Source organism: Bariatricus sp. HCP28S3_F11, from assembly GCF_052065395.1.
GTDB lineage: Bacteria > Bacillota > Clostridia > Lachnospirales > Lachnospiraceae > Allocoprococcus.
In genome coordinates this window covers 12039-25951 of sequence record NZ_JBQHUC010000005.1, presented here as the reverse complement: position 1 = coordinate 25951, position 13913 = coordinate 12039, and the positions used below count along the sequence as shown (strand labels likewise).

Sequence of the window (13913 nt, the reverse complement as noted above, 5' to 3'; positions counted from 1 at the left end):
TGAAATCTTTCGTGGAGAAAGGAGAAAGGAGACAATGGATACAGAGTTAAAGGATACCTTGTTGCAGGCAGCAGAATATTCAGAAGGTATAAGAAAAAATAATCAAAAGAATGCATTCGCTGTTTATTTGTGGTTGTATTACATTTGTATTTTACTTGACTGTTCTATTCTTAGAACCAGAACAAACATCTGACCTGTTTGATTTTATAGAGGGGCTTTTGCTTTTTTCCGTGGCGTTACAGCCGGTCATACCATGTTTGAAAAACAGATAGCCTATTGCAAAACTTCTCCATCGGGGATGCCAGGTTCGTTTTCAGTGGAAGCAGGCATATCAGCGGGCTCACTGGTTATACACGGATAACTTTATATAAAAATATAACATAGTATATTGTCAAATATGTTTTTAGACGGTATAATATAACATATTTTTCTGTGTGGTGATTACTATGAAGATATTAATAGACGAAACAGAACTAGATCTTCTGTTGGAAAAGAAGAAACAATTCATAGGGAAAGAGGTAGTTTGGGATAGCCTTTTGTCCGCGGTTTCGTTTCTGGTTTCGGTTTTTTTGGCAACCTACAAAGAAATATTTGGCGTGCCCGGAGCAGCAATAAAAACAACGTTTGTAATGTTGGGATTATTCTTTACAGCAAAAAGTGTAAAAGATATATGGTCCGGCGCGAAAAATAATTACTCGAAAGAAGATCTTTTTAAGGATATCAATAAATTAAACCAAATAACTCATAACCATTCTATTATAGCAATAAAAGATACGTATAGTGAATTCCCAAATAGATTCTTAGTGTATGATGAGCCGAAGTGGAATTGTAAATTGTTTTTAAATTACAAGACCAACCAAAACAATGAAAAATTTATTATAGATCATATCTCACATGAATTGAAAATAAAAAGCGAAGATATTTCTATTGAATATATGTCACAGAAAATTCATGAAAAATATTCACAAAATCATAAAGAAATGCGGGTTTATTGTCACAGACTTTATCAAGTTACGCTTAAAACGTTTCCAAATATAATGCAAGATAATTCGTTTGAAATTGATGGTGTACAGTATTATTGGATGAGCATTTCTGAGATGGAACGGGATAGTAGGATTAGGGAAGTGAATCAGGATATTGTTGATTTTGTAAAAGAAAATTGCAGTTGATTTAATGCTTTGCCAACCATCAATCGGATGGTTGGTATTTTATTACAGATATGAGTAAAGTCAGTGCGGCACTGTGAAATAACGAGAGTGATGATTTCCTGGAAAGGAGAAAATAATGGTTGGTAAAAAACTGTTAATCATAGAGGATGATATTGATTTAAGAGAAGGATTGCACTTTTCTTTTGAAGGAGATGGATATGAGGTTTTCGATGTGGGAACCGGAAGAGAGGGACAGCAGGAAATCAAAAAAGGCAGTTATGATCTTGTGCTTTTGGATTGCAACCTCCCGGATGGAACTGGATTTGATCTGTGCAGGAAAGTGCGCCGGTTCAGTATGATTCCCATTATCATGCTGACTGCCCGTGATACGGAAATGGATGAGATCAGGGCATTGGAACTGGGGGTGAATGATTATCTGTCAAAACCGTTTTCACTTGGTGTGCTGAAAGCGAGAATGAAACGGATTCTGAATGAAAAAGCAGAAACGGCAAATTTATGTTCCGGAAATATTGTCATTGATAAAAGTACCTGTAAAGTCTATAAGAATGAGGAAGAAATTACATTAAGCAAATTAGAGTACCGGCTGCTGATGTACTTGATTGAAAATAAAAATCATGTGCTGTCAAAGGAACAGATTTTAAGCCAGATATGGGATAGCGACGGAAAGTATGTAGATAACAATACAGTTTCTGTGAATATCAGCAGATTGAGAATGAAGATAGAAGAGGATGCATCCAATCCAAAGTTCATAAAGACCGTTCATGGAGTGGGATATATTTGGAAGGAATAAGAACATGATGCTCAATATCATACTTGTGGTGTTGTTATGTTTCACTGCAGGGTATAGTATTTATAAAAATAGAAAAACCTATCGTTCGATAGACAGGTTATTAGATTGTGTGTTAAATCAGGAAAAGATAGAACTATCCGATGTCCAGGAGGGAGAACTGTCTGCCCTGGTAAATAAGATCAATCGGATTCAGGAAGTTTTGGGAAAACAGGTGGAAGTGGCAGAAGCAGAAAAAGAGCAAGTAAAAAGCCTTGTTTCCAATATGTCGCATCAGCTTAAAACACCGTTAGCAAACCTCTCTATCTATACAGAAATATTAAACGGTCAGGAATTAGAGGAAAAGAAGCAAGCTGAAGTTGCTGAAAAAATCAAAAAGCAGATTGATAAGCTGGACTGGATCATAGGCTCATTGGCTAAGATGGTAAAACTGGAGCAGGATGTGATTGTATTTGATGCAGAAGGAATCTCAATCAGAAAAACGCTTCTGGATGCAATAGATACTGTATATGAAAAGCTAGAGAAGAAAGGGATCATGCTAATTTCGGAACCATATGAGGATATCCTGCTGTTTCATAACCGGAAGTGGACGGTTGAAGTTTTTGTAAATCTTCTGGAGAATGCGATCAAATACACGCAGCAGGGAGGCACAATCCAGATCAAGGTTTGTCCTTATGAAATCTATACGGAGATTCAGATTTTAGATAACGGATGCGGTATCCATGAGGAGGAGACAACGGAAATATTTAAACGCTTTTACAGAAGCCGGGAAGTGGAACACATAGAAGGCTCCGGCATTGGGCTGTATCTGTCTAACTTGATTCTTGAAAAGGAAAAAGGCTATATGGTAGTGAAGTCCGTCTATGGAGAAGGAAGCTGCTTTTCGGTGTTCTTACAAAACTGTAAGAATTGATTACCGCCCTGTAAAGAAAATGCAAGATTCCATAGATATACTGTTGGTATCAACAGGAAAGGAGCGGTAAGCCATGAGCAATATACTGGAATTAAGCCATGTAGAAAAAATATATGGTGAAAAAGAGAATCAGGTAAAAGCGCTAAAGGATATCAATATACAAGTTAAAGAAGGAGAATTTATTGCTATTGTAGGAACCTCTGGCAGTGGGAAATCCACACTTCTAAACCTTGTCGGAGGTTTGGATACTCCTACAAAGGGGAGAATTCTTGTAAAAGGGAAAGAGATCGGTACACTGACCAGAAAGGAACTGACCATTTTCCGACGGAGAAACATCGGGTTTGTGTTCCAAAATTACAGTCTCATGCCCGTCTTGAATGTGTATGATAATGTTGCCCTCCCGGTAACTTTTGACAAAGGAAAGCATATCAATCGTAAGTATATCGAACAATTGCTGAAGGAACTGGGAATCTGGGATAAACGGAAAAAGTATCCGAATGAGCTGTCAGGCGGACAGCAGCAGAGGGTTGCGATCGCAAGGGCCTTAGTCAATAAACCTGCAATCCTTCTGGCGGATGAACCCACCGGGAACCTTGATTCAGCTACAACCATAGAAGTTATCGGATTGCTGAAAACAAGCTGCAGAAAGTACAATCAGACAATCCTGATGGTAACGCATAATGAGACCATTGCACAGATTTGTGACAGAATCATCCATATTGAAGATGGAATGGTAACGTCAGGAACACACCTGTTTCCCCAAAAAGGTGGTGATGGCGTATGTTAATACTGGCGTATAAGTATATGCGGTATTATAAAAGTCAGACTTTTGCAATTCTGGCAAGTATCATCTTAACGGCTGCCTTGTTGTCTGGCGTTAGTTCCCTGATCTACAGCAGCCAGATGAACAGTCTGGAGACTCATAAGGCCATATATGGGGATTGGCATTATTACCTGGATGTGGAACCGGAGGTGTTTGAGGAAGTACGCAGTGGGCAAACAGATGCCGGATTTCAGGTGGAGCAATGCGGTAAAATGGAAATCCGGGATGTGGTGACAGAACCTTATCTCATCTATTTTATCAATACGGATGAATCTTACCGACAGATGGCACACCGGGAGCTTATTGAGGGAATTTATCCCGCAGGATCAAACGAGATCGCGGCGGATCGTTACACGTTGGGGAATTTGGGATTTTCAGGAGAGATTGGCGATACATTAAGCCTGAATGGAAAAGATTATGTCATGACCGGAATCATAAAAAGTGCCTGGGCAGCCAGTTCCAATGAAATGGAACTTTTTGTGGGAGAGGATTTTGAAGGCCGGGGAAGCCAGCCACTCTTATATTTGAGATTCGATGAAAGTGAGAAGCTGTATAAGCAGTTGGATGTGTTTTTGAAGAAGTATCAAATTTCCAGTGATGCAGTAACGGCAAATGATGAAGTTGTCAGGTATCTGGGCGGTGAGCAGCCGGACAGTATTGCAGACATCGTAAAGTTTGCATTGACAGATGAGAGTGGTAATTTCACATACATTGTTTTGAAATTGCAGAGCGAGTATAACCTGGCATTCAATGGGATGATCTTGCTGCTCTGTGTTTTTAGTCTGTTCATCATAAACAGCATCTTTCATATCTCTGTTTCCAAACGCACAGCGGAGTATGGCGTGATGCAGACACTTGGAATCAGTGAAAAAAGCATTGGCGGCACGCTGATTTTAGAATTATGGATCTTATTTTTTATCGGTTATCCGATGGGGTGTCTGTTAGGAAACGGGATTCTGAATCAGCTTTACGGACAGTTAGATGGTGTCTTTTCTACTCAAACGGTTGGAGTAGCAGGAACTGGTATTGAACTTTCCGGGCTGGATCAGACTGCCATCCAGGAGAGTATGAGAACTGCGGCGTTCCATGTGTCCTGGGATGCGATGGTCATCGGTTTTCTTTTCTTATTGGTAACATTGGCGGCCGTTGGTTTTTGCACGGTATACTCTGTGCGAAAACAATCGATCCGGCAGGTGATGAGCGGAGATACCTCTTTTGTAAAAAGCAGGAGGAAGATATACAGCTTAAGAAATGTCAGGCTTGCAAATGTTGTAGTAAGAAAATTCATGTTTTCTAATAAAAAAAGAGTCATTGGAATTTTGCTGTCCTTGTCGATTGGAGGATGTATCTTCCTTTGTACCACTTATATGGTGGAAAATCTGAAAGTACACGCAGAAATGTCCATGAAGTCAGACGATGGTCTGGGATCGGAATATAGGGTTTCTGTAAAATCAAATGTTTTGTCGGATACCATTCCGGCGTCAACCGTTGATGCAATAAAGGCTATGTCTGAGTTGTCGGAGGTATATGCAACGAAATATACGTTGGGAGAACTTACGATTCAGGCACAGGAACTGGAATGGGAGAAATATTTTAATGAGCGGAATGCAGACGGTTACTTCCAGCAGCAGTATGGGGGAATCTGTATAGACAAAGAAGATGGAACCTACGGGATCAAGTATGATGTTTACGGATATGATGCCGGATTACTCGAACAACTACAGGAGTTTATTCTGGAGGGAGAGATGATCCCGGAAAAGTTGGAAGAAGGGAATCAGATTATAGCAGTCGCAAACATGGACGGACAGGGAAATTATAACTTTTACGGAAAACATCCCGGAGATACGATTACACTGCGGGTTCCAGGAAACCTGAACTGTTCCCAGGAGGTGTTGACGTTCCGGGAGGCAGAGGAAAACTACATAGCAAAGGATTTTAAAATTGCAGCTATCGTAAGCCGCGCATTGGTCCAGGAGGACAGATTCCTGAACGTGGAACCATGGAGTAATAGTCCGAGTTTTATCATGACAAACAGGCAGATGAGCAGTCAGTTTGGAATAGAGGATTACAGCTTTGTGAATGCATCCCCGGCTGCCGGGGCAGACCCTGATCAGGCAAGCGGTCAGTTACTGCAAAAGATTCAGGATGTACCAAAGGCGGTCTTGCAGGATTATACTGCAGCAATCGAAACCCAGAAGAATTATCTGCGGCAGCAACAGTTATTCTTTTCGGGAATTGCCCTGATCTTACTGGTGATCAGTTTGTTCCATATCATGAATAGTATGAACTATTCCATATTATTCCATAGGCGTGAATATGGTATTATCCGGGCGATGGGGATTACTGATATTGGATTTTATGGAATGATCTTAAGAACAGGATTCTTATATGGGATTCTGGCAGATTTGTTTATTTTCCTGATTTACAATATTGTTTTTCGGAAAATCATGGATTATTACATGGCTCATGTAGTACAGTTTCTGCACTTTACAGCAGGAGTTCCAAATGGGATCATGGCAGCGCTTATGGTTCTGAATATTTTGATTGCAATCATAGCAGTTAGTATTCCAGCGAGAAAGATTGTGAAATCGAATATTATAGATGAAATTGAGAGATAAATAGCAGTAAGGCGCATCACCAGAAATGGTGGTACGCCTCTATTTGATTGGAAAAGATCAATCTTTATTAAGTCTTTATTTTTTCAATATCCTTACGAATGTAGTGGAAGTGTAGACATGAACGATATAATCCGGATGCCACTTTTTTTACAAGAAACATGCAGAATTGTTTGCTTTCGTTGGTAGAATTACTGCCCCGTTCATGCTACCATGATGTTAAGAATAATAGCATAGGTGGTAATAATAAGAGGAAAACTTACATTGATAATATCAGATGGTGCGCCTGCGAAATTGGAGGTGGAAAATAATGTTTGCGGATAATTTGATGGAGTTGAGAAAATACCATTCGCTGTCCCAAGAGGAACTGGCTGAAAAGGTATATGTGACAAGACAGACGATTTCAAATTTGGAGAACGGAAAAAGCTACCCCGATATTCAAAGCCTGTTGCTTCTCAGTTCATTGTTTAATGTATCTCTCGACCAACTAATTAAAGGAGATATAGAGACAATGAAAGAAATGATCAACGAGCAGGAAGTTAAGAAGTTTAATTATTACGGAAACATTTTCAGTATTCAGTTTTTGATTTTGATTATCTCAGCGGCCCCGCTGTTTATCTGGTTAGAATACTATACGTTTATACCTTTCTGGCTGTTATTTGCCATAACCATGTTTTGGGCATTGAAAGTTGAAAAAAATTAAGAAAGAAAATGATATTCAGACATACAAGGAGATAGTCGCCTTTACAGAAGGGAAGAAGCTGGATGAACTTCACAAAGCGATGGAAGTAGGAAAGCGTCCATACCAAAATGAATTAAAAGTTATCATCAGTGCTGTTGTTACGGCGGCGGTTTGCTTTTTAATCGGGTTTATGATGCACATATTCTTGAATTGAGCAACATTCACAAGAAAATTGTGAAGTAAATGATTCGTAGAATCCCATATTAATAAGGTTTTTCAGAAGTAAACGAAACATCGGTTGTTTTTTAAAAAACATACAGAACTTGGTGCGGTTTTCTTTCTTGTGCAATCCATGTGCCGTATTATTCCGAAGGGAGAACCTAATTGGTACCTGCCTATGGCTTTGGTGCTGAACTGCATAGCAATTTTCCTGAACATGGCGCAGAAGAAAAAAGAGAGCCGAAAATAATTGCAGATCATCAGAGCCGATGGGCAAGGTCCATCGGCTCTAATTACGCTCCGGGATATTCGGGATCGTCCAGATACACTCATTCAGGTAATAGGTCATAATAACCGGTTTTCGCATATTTTCGATGATGAGTTTACAATGGAATTCTATCTGATTCGAGAAACTGCGCCTTACCCAATAGGAATCCACCTTGTACCGCTCGCCGTTGATGCCGACATAAAGAGGCTTGATCTGCCCGTCATCGTTAAAGGAAGCGATGACCGGGACAATCTGCATGGGCAGATAATCATGGGAGTTGGAGGATAGGATTTGACTCATAAAGCATCACTCCTCGCTCGAAACATTTTGTTCATGTCTATCATCTCCTGGTTGAAAATATTGAAAGGATCTGATATAATTATACACGAACATACATTCGATTTCAACAACAAGATATAGGGGAATGATTGGTAATGAGACCATAGAAACCTGAGAGGAGGCTTAGATGTGACAGACAGAACATATATTGCAATTGATTTGAAATCTTTTTATGCCTCTGTAGAATGTATCGAAAGAGGTCTTGATCCGCTTACTACGAATCTGGTCGTTGCGGATGCATCCAGGACAGAGAAGACCATATGCCTTGCGGTATCCCCTTCCATGAAGAGCTACGGTATTCCGGGAAGGCCAAGATTATTTGAGGTGGTTCAAAAGATCAAGGAAGTAAATAGAGAGAGAAGATCAAAGATACCGGGCGGAGAATTTACAGGAGCGTCTTTTCATGCAGTAGAGCTTGCAAAGTCTCCAGATCTGGAGGTGGCTTATATAGCAGCAGCTCCGAGAATGGCATATTACATGGAATACAGTACGAGGATTTTTGATATTTATTTAAGATATATTGCACCTGAGGATATGCATGTATATTCTATTGATGAGGTATTCATTGATGCTACGACTTATCTGAATACTTATGGGATGAGTGCCCGTGAGCTTGCGCTTAAAATGATTCGGGATGTGCTGCGGGAAACGGGAGTGACAGCAACAGCGGGAATCGGTACCAATATGTACCTTTGTAAGGTTGCTATGGATATTGTAGCCAAGAAGATCCCTGCGGACGCGGACGGAGTCCGGATCGCAGAACTTGATGAGATGTCCTATAGAAAGCTTTTGTGGAATCATGTCCCGCTTACGGATTTCTGGCGAGTCGGCCCGGGATACGCAAAGAAGCTTATGGCAAATGGCTTATATACTATGGGAGATATTGCGCGTTGTTCGATCGGAAAGCCGAATGAGTATTATAATGAGGCATTTTTATATAAGCTGTTTGGAGTGAATGCGGAGCTTTTAATCGACCATGCGTGGGGATGGGAGCCTACGACCATTGCGGAGATCAAGGCTTATAGACCGCAGAAGAACAGCCTGGGCTCCGGTCAGGTGCTTCATTGCGCGTACACGGCAGAAAAAGCAAGGCTGATCGTAAAGGAAATGACGGATTTACTGGTGCTCGATCTGGTGGATAAGAAGCTTGTCACAGATCAGATGGTACTTACGATCGGATATGACATAGAGAATCTGACGGATCCTGCAATCAGGAATAAATATCATGGAGAGGTTACTACAGACCATTATGGAAGACGAGTTCCGAAGCATGCGCATGGAACCATGAATCTGCCTTGTCAGACTTCTTCTACCAGGATTATTATGAAAGCAGTGGAAGAACTGTTTGACAGGATCGTCAATCCGGATTTACTTGTGCGAAGGGTGAATGTTGTGGCGTCAAGGGTGATCCCTGAGAGTGAAGTTCCTAAGAAGCAGACTTTTGAACAGCTTGATTTATTTACGGATTATGCAGCGCTCGAACGAGAAAGAGAGCAGGAGAACAAAGAGCGCGAGAAGGAGAAAAAGCTTCAGCGGGCGGTTCTGGATATTCAGAAAAAATACGGTAAGAACGCGGTCCTTAAGGGAATGAATTTGGAAGAGGGCGCTATGACCAGAGAAAGAAATGGACAGATAGGAGGCCATAAAGCGTGAGTGGATATTATAAAGACGAGCACAGATATGATGATATTATGGACCTGCCACACCACCAGTCTAAAGAGCGGACACACATGTCACTCCACGACAGGGCAGCGCAGTTTGCGCCTTTTGCGGCCCTTGCCGGACATGAGGAAGCCATCGAAGAAACCGCAAGACTTACAGATGAGAAGATCATGCTTGATGAGACTGCGATCGAGAAGATCAATGAGAAGCTTTACGATATCTCTCAGCATTTGTCTGAAAAAAGAAATGTGTCTATCACATATTTCAGGCCGGATACTCAAAAATGCGGCGGGGCATATCTTACGGATGTGGGAACGGTCAAAAAGATGGATGAGGTGGAAAAAGTCATTCTCATGGATAGTGGAATGAAGATAGCAATGGAGCAGATTATAGAGATAGAAGAAGTGTAGAGATAAATGTTGGAATCAACGGGAATGAAATGAGGAGAGTACATTGAGTACTCTCCTTAAAACATATCATTGTAAACTTATTTTTATGTCCCCGAAATTAACCCCGGTTCTGCTGTGCAACCAGCTGATCTGCGCCGTACTTCTTGCGGAGGGCAGGTTTTTCAATTTTGCCGGTGGCATTTCTCGGAACGTCTGCGAAGATAATTTTCTTCGGTCTCTTATATCTTGGAAGTCCTTTGCAGAATTCTTCGATTTCTTCCTCTGTGCAGGTCATGCCCGGTTTGATCGAGATAATCGCACCTGTGATCTCGCCGAGACGTGGATCCGGAAGACCGATAACGGCAACGTCATTGACCTTATCGAAGGTGCTCAGGAAGTTTTCAATCTGTACCGGATAAATGTTTTCTCCACCGCTGACGATGACATCTTTCTTACGGTCTACGAGGAAGTAGAAGCCGTCTTCATCCTGCATGGCCATATCACCGGTACGGAGCCAGCCGTCTACGATCGTCTCTGCGGTAGCCTTCGGATCATTGTAATAACAGGTCATAACACCGGGACCCTTGACACAGAGCTCTCCAACTTCTCCAAACGGAACTTCTTTCAGATTCTCGTCTACGATCTTGCATTCCCAGCGATATCCGGGAACACCGATAGCACCGACTTTATGAATATTCTCTACACCAAGGTGAACACATCCGGGACCAGTGGACTCGGAAAGTCCGTAGTTGGTATCGTAGAGATGGTTCGGGAAGTATTCTTTCCAGTGTTTGATCAGAGATGGCGGAACAGGCTGCGCACCAATGTGCATCAGCCTCCACTGACTCAGCTCATAATCTTCGAGCTTCACATCACCTCGGTCCAGAGCATTCAGGATATCCTGAGCCCACGGAACCAGAAGCCATACGATAGTACATTTTTCTCTTGAAATAGCATCCAGAATGATTTCCGGAGTCGTGCCCTTCAGAAGAACTGCTTTGCTTCCTGCGCAGAGACTTCCCATCCAGTGGAATTTTGCTCCGGTATGATAAAGCGGCGGGATACAAAGGAAGGTATCGTTCCGGTCTGTCAGGTGATGTTTCTGTTCCATCTCTGCAGCCTGGGTCAGACTTTCATGATTATGTAAAATTGCTTTCGGGAATCCGGTGGTTCCGGAAGAAAAGTAGATAGCGGCATCATCGCTTTCTTCCAGATGGATCATCGGAGGCTGGCTGGAACAGTCGGCTACCATTTCACGATAGCTTTCGGCAAAGGTGGGACAGGTGTCTCCTACATAAATAAGAAGCCGTCCCTTGGTCAGCTCATCAACAATCGCTTCAATTCGGCCGATAAATTCCGGCCCAAAGAATAAGACATGTACTTCGGCCAGATCTGCACAATATTTGATTTCAGAAGAATCAAAACGGAAGTTAAAAGGAACGGCGATCGCACCGGTTTTCAAAATTCCGAAATAAATCGGCAGCCATTCCAGACAGTTAAACATCAGAATTGCAACGCGGTCCCCTTTCTTAATTCCACGTTCCAGAAGCATATTTGCAACGCGGTTTGCTTTTTCATCAAAGACACTCCATGTGATTTCTCTTCTGTACGGTTCAAAAGAAGTAGGCTGTACCAGACTGTATTCTCTCCAGCTGGTTCTTTTGGTGTCTTTCACAGATGGGTTCAGTTCCACAAGAGCCACTTCGTCCCCATATAATTTGTGATTTCTCTCAAGTAAATCAGTAACAGGCATGATGGATTTCCTCTCAATTCAAACTTTAATACTTTAAATCAAGATAGCATATTTGAAAGATAAAGTCAATAATCTGGCAGGATACTTTGAAAGGTACGATTTGTTTAACGTCGGAGGAGCTTCTGCCGATATAAAAATACTGTTTACCTATTCCGATAAAAATGATACAATAATAGAATACAGTAATAAAGTGTACTCATTGTGCAGAAAAGAGAGGTTTATATGAAAAAGAATTTTCAGAGAACCAGAAACGAAGATATGTATAAGGCAATTCTTCAGCTGGAATCAATAGAAGAATGTATGGATTTTTTTGAGGATATCTGTGCAGAGACAGAGCTTCGCGCTATAGAACAGCGTTTTGATGTGGCGAGAATGCTCTCAAAGGGAAAAATCTATTCAGATATTATGAGTACAACAAGTGCCAGCACAGCAACTATCAGCCGTGTGAGCCGTGTGTTGAATGGCGGTACGGGTATGCTGGAGAAGACGTTGATTCGTTTGGAAGAGAGCGAAGTAAATGCAGAAAGTGAAAGTTGAAAGGAGAGTTACGATACCGATGAAACAGTTGATGCTAGGTAATAAGGCATTTGCCAGAGGTTTATACGAGGCAGGATGCAGCGTGGTGTCCAGTTATCCGGGGACGCCAAGTACGGAAGTCACAGAAGAAATTGCAAAATATGATGAGGTCTATTGTGAATGGGCTCCGAATGAAAAGGTGGCCATGGAAGTTGCTTTTGGAGCCTGTCTTGCCGGAAAAAGAAGCTTTTGCGGCATGAAGCATGTCGGACTTAATGTAGCGGCCGATCCGCTCTATACCTGCTCCTATACAGGTGTAAATGCAGGGATGGTGATTTGCGTGGCGGATGATCCGGGCATGCATTCTTCCCAGAATGAGCAGGATTCCCGCCATCATGCAATCGCAGCGAAGGTACCTATGTTGGAGCCGTCTGACTCTGCAGAAGCACTGGAATTTGTAAAGACCGCATATGAGATTTCGGAGACATTTGATACTCCGGTCATTATAAAAATGTGTACCAGAGTAGCACATTCCCAGAGCGTTGTCGTTCCGGGCGAGCGTGTGGTTCCTAAGCAGAAGCCATATGAAAAGAAGATTCAGAAATATGTAATGATGCCGGGTAATGCGATCCGCCGTCATCCATTTGTAGAAGAACGGACCAGAAAACTGATCGAATACGCGGAGACCAGCCCGCTGAATCGTGTGGAGATGGGAGGAACCGCACTGGGTATCATCACTTCGTCCACCTGCTATCAGTATGCGAAGGAAGTTTACGGAGAAAATGCAAGTATCTTGAAGCTTGGTATGGTAAATCCGCTGCCGGTAAAACTGATTCGGGATTTTGCGGCAAAGGTTGAAAAGCTGATCGTGATCGAAGAGCTGGATCCGATCATTGAAAATCATTGTAAGCAACTTGGCCTGACTTTATCAGGAAAAGATCTGCTTCCGATCTGCGGCGAGTTTTCTCAGAATCTCATTGCGGAAAAAATAGAAGGAAAATGTGCAGACTGTTATTCTCTTGGCGAACAGCTTCCGGGAAGACCGCCTGTTATGTGTGCAGGATGCCCGCACAGAGGACTGTTCTATACTCTTTCCAAGAATAAATGCACGGTTCTTGGAGATATCGGCTGCTATACCCTTGGCGCGGTAGCTCCCCTTGCCGCTATGGATATGACTCTTTGCATGGGTGCATCCATCAGTGCCGTTCACGGATTTAACAAAGCCAGCGGCGAAGAAAGTGAAGGAAAGACAGTAGCCGTAATCGGTGATTCCACCTTTATGCATTCCGGTATGACCGGTTTGGCAAATGTTGCCTATAACCAGAGTAATTCCACCATTATCATTCTGGATAATTCCATTACCGGTATGACCGGTCATCAGCAGAATCCGACGACCGGATACAACATCAAAGGTGATCCGGCAGGAAAGATTGATCTGGAGGCATTGTGCAGAGCGATGGGCTTCAACCGCGTAGCTGTCGTGGATCCATACAATCTGGAAGAGTGCGATAAAGTATTGAAAGAAGAACTTGCAGCAGATGAGCCGTCTGTCATCATCAGCCGCCGCCCATGTGCACTTCTTAAATATGTAAAACATAAAGCTCCTTTGAAAGTTGCTGTGGATAACTGTGTAGGATGTAAATCCTGTATGCGTCTTGGATGTCCTGCAATCAGTGTAAAAGACAAAAAAGCTGTGATCGATACAACATTGTGCGTTGGCTGCGGAGTTTGCCAGCAGATGTGTAAGTTTGATGCATTACAGAGCGGGGAGGAATAAA

General features: G+C 42.2%; 14 protein-coding genes. 12 read left to right on the top strand and 2 right to left on the bottom strand.

The features are described 5' to 3' along the window. Window positions 1-34: 34 nt before the first annotated feature. From ACTNBR_RS03750 to ACTNBR_RS03715, 8 genes are all read left to right on the top strand, one after another. Window positions 35-193: a hypothetical protein gene (locus ACTNBR_RS03750; protein ID WP_427805655.1), complete on the top strand. Its 159-nt coding sequence runs from the start codon at window positions 35-37 to the stop codon at window positions 191-193. Window positions 194-446: 253 nt separating this feature from the next. After that, the gene (locus tag ACTNBR_RS03745; RefSeq protein WP_427805656.1) at window positions 447-1169 is read left to right on the top strand and encodes a hypothetical protein; all 723 of its coding nucleotides are present in this window, start codon (window positions 447-449) and stop codon (window positions 1167-1169) included. Between the two features lie 115 nt (window positions 1170-1284). Continuing rightward, window positions 1285-1959 carry a response regulator transcription factor gene (locus ACTNBR_RS03740; RefSeq protein WP_427805657.1) on the top strand — a complete coding sequence of 225 codons (675 nt, stop codon included), beginning with the start codon at window positions 1285-1287 and terminating at the stop codon, window positions 1957-1959. Window positions 1960-2068: 109 nt separating this feature from the next. Further along, complete coding sequence (locus ACTNBR_RS03735) at window positions 2069-2869, top strand: sensor histidine kinase (protein WP_427805658.1); 801 nt, start codon at window positions 2069-2071, stop codon at window positions 2867-2869. Between the two features lie 73 nt (window positions 2870-2942). Continuing rightward, window positions 2943-3656, top strand: coding sequence for an ABC transporter ATP-binding protein (locus ACTNBR_RS03730; protein ID WP_427805659.1), 714 nt, complete (start codon window positions 2943-2945; stop codon window positions 3654-3656). Next, window positions 3650-6310 (top strand): FtsX-like permease family protein, encoded by a 2661-nt coding sequence (locus tag ACTNBR_RS03725; protein ID WP_441016034.1) that lies wholly within the window; start codon window positions 3650-3652, stop codon window positions 6308-6310. The genes ACTNBR_RS03730 and ACTNBR_RS03725 overlap by 7 nt, the downstream gene beginning before the upstream one ends. 307 nt (window positions 6311-6617) lie before the next feature. Beyond that, a complete protein-coding gene (locus tag ACTNBR_RS03720) occupies window positions 6618-7010 on the top strand; it encodes a helix-turn-helix domain-containing protein (RefSeq protein WP_427805661.1) in 393 nt (130 codons plus the stop codon). Next, the gene (locus ACTNBR_RS03715; protein WP_427805662.1) at window positions 6997-7203 is read left to right on the top strand and encodes a hypothetical protein; all 207 of its coding nucleotides are present in this window, start codon (window positions 6997-6999) and stop codon (window positions 7201-7203) included. Before ACTNBR_RS03720 ends, ACTNBR_RS03715 begins: the two co-directional genes overlap by 14 nt. A gap of 294 nt (window positions 7204-7497) precedes the next feature. On the opposite strand, the gene ACTNBR_RS03710 is transcribed toward ACTNBR_RS03715, so the two are convergent. Then, the gene (locus ACTNBR_RS03710) at window positions 7498-7776 is read right to left on the bottom strand and encodes a hypothetical protein (protein WP_427805663.1); all 279 of its coding nucleotides are present in this window, start codon (window positions 7774-7776) and stop codon (window positions 7498-7500) included. A 168-nt stretch (window positions 7777-7944) separates the two neighbouring features. On the opposite strand from ACTNBR_RS03710, the gene ACTNBR_RS03705 reads away from it, so the two are divergent. Then, the gene (locus ACTNBR_RS03705; protein ID WP_441016032.1) at window positions 7945-9468 is read left to right on the top strand and encodes a Y-family DNA polymerase; all 1524 of its coding nucleotides are present in this window, start codon (window positions 7945-7947) and stop codon (window positions 9466-9468) included. Continuing rightward, the gene (locus tag ACTNBR_RS03700; protein ID WP_427819688.1) at window positions 9465-9887 is read left to right on the top strand and encodes a hypothetical protein; all 423 of its coding nucleotides are present in this window, start codon (window positions 9465-9467) and stop codon (window positions 9885-9887) included. The genes ACTNBR_RS03705 and ACTNBR_RS03700 overlap by 4 nt, the downstream gene beginning before the upstream one ends. Before the next feature lie 97 nt (window positions 9888-9984). Here ACTNBR_RS03700 and ACTNBR_RS03695 read toward each other — a convergent pair whose 3' ends face one another. Then, window positions 9985-11619 carry a class I adenylate-forming enzyme family protein gene (locus tag ACTNBR_RS03695; protein ID WP_427805666.1) on the bottom strand — a complete coding sequence of 545 codons (1635 nt, stop codon included), beginning with the start codon at window positions 11617-11619 and terminating at the stop codon, window positions 9985-9987. Window positions 11620-11841: 222 nt separating this feature from the next. Here ACTNBR_RS03695 and ACTNBR_RS03690 point away from each other — a divergent pair, with 222 nt between their 5' ends. Continuing rightward, the gene (locus ACTNBR_RS03690) at window positions 11842-12156 is read left to right on the top strand and encodes a YerC/YecD family TrpR-related protein (RefSeq protein ID WP_427805667.1); all 315 of its coding nucleotides are present in this window, start codon (window positions 11842-11844) and stop codon (window positions 12154-12156) included. Then, window positions 12137-13912, top strand: a complete 1776-nt coding sequence (iorA, locus tag ACTNBR_RS03685) for an indolepyruvate ferredoxin oxidoreductase subunit alpha (protein WP_427805668.1) — start codon at window positions 12137-12139, stop codon at window positions 13910-13912. Before ACTNBR_RS03690 ends, iorA begins: the two co-directional genes overlap by 20 nt. The last annotated feature ends 1 nt before the right edge of the window (window position 13913 follow it).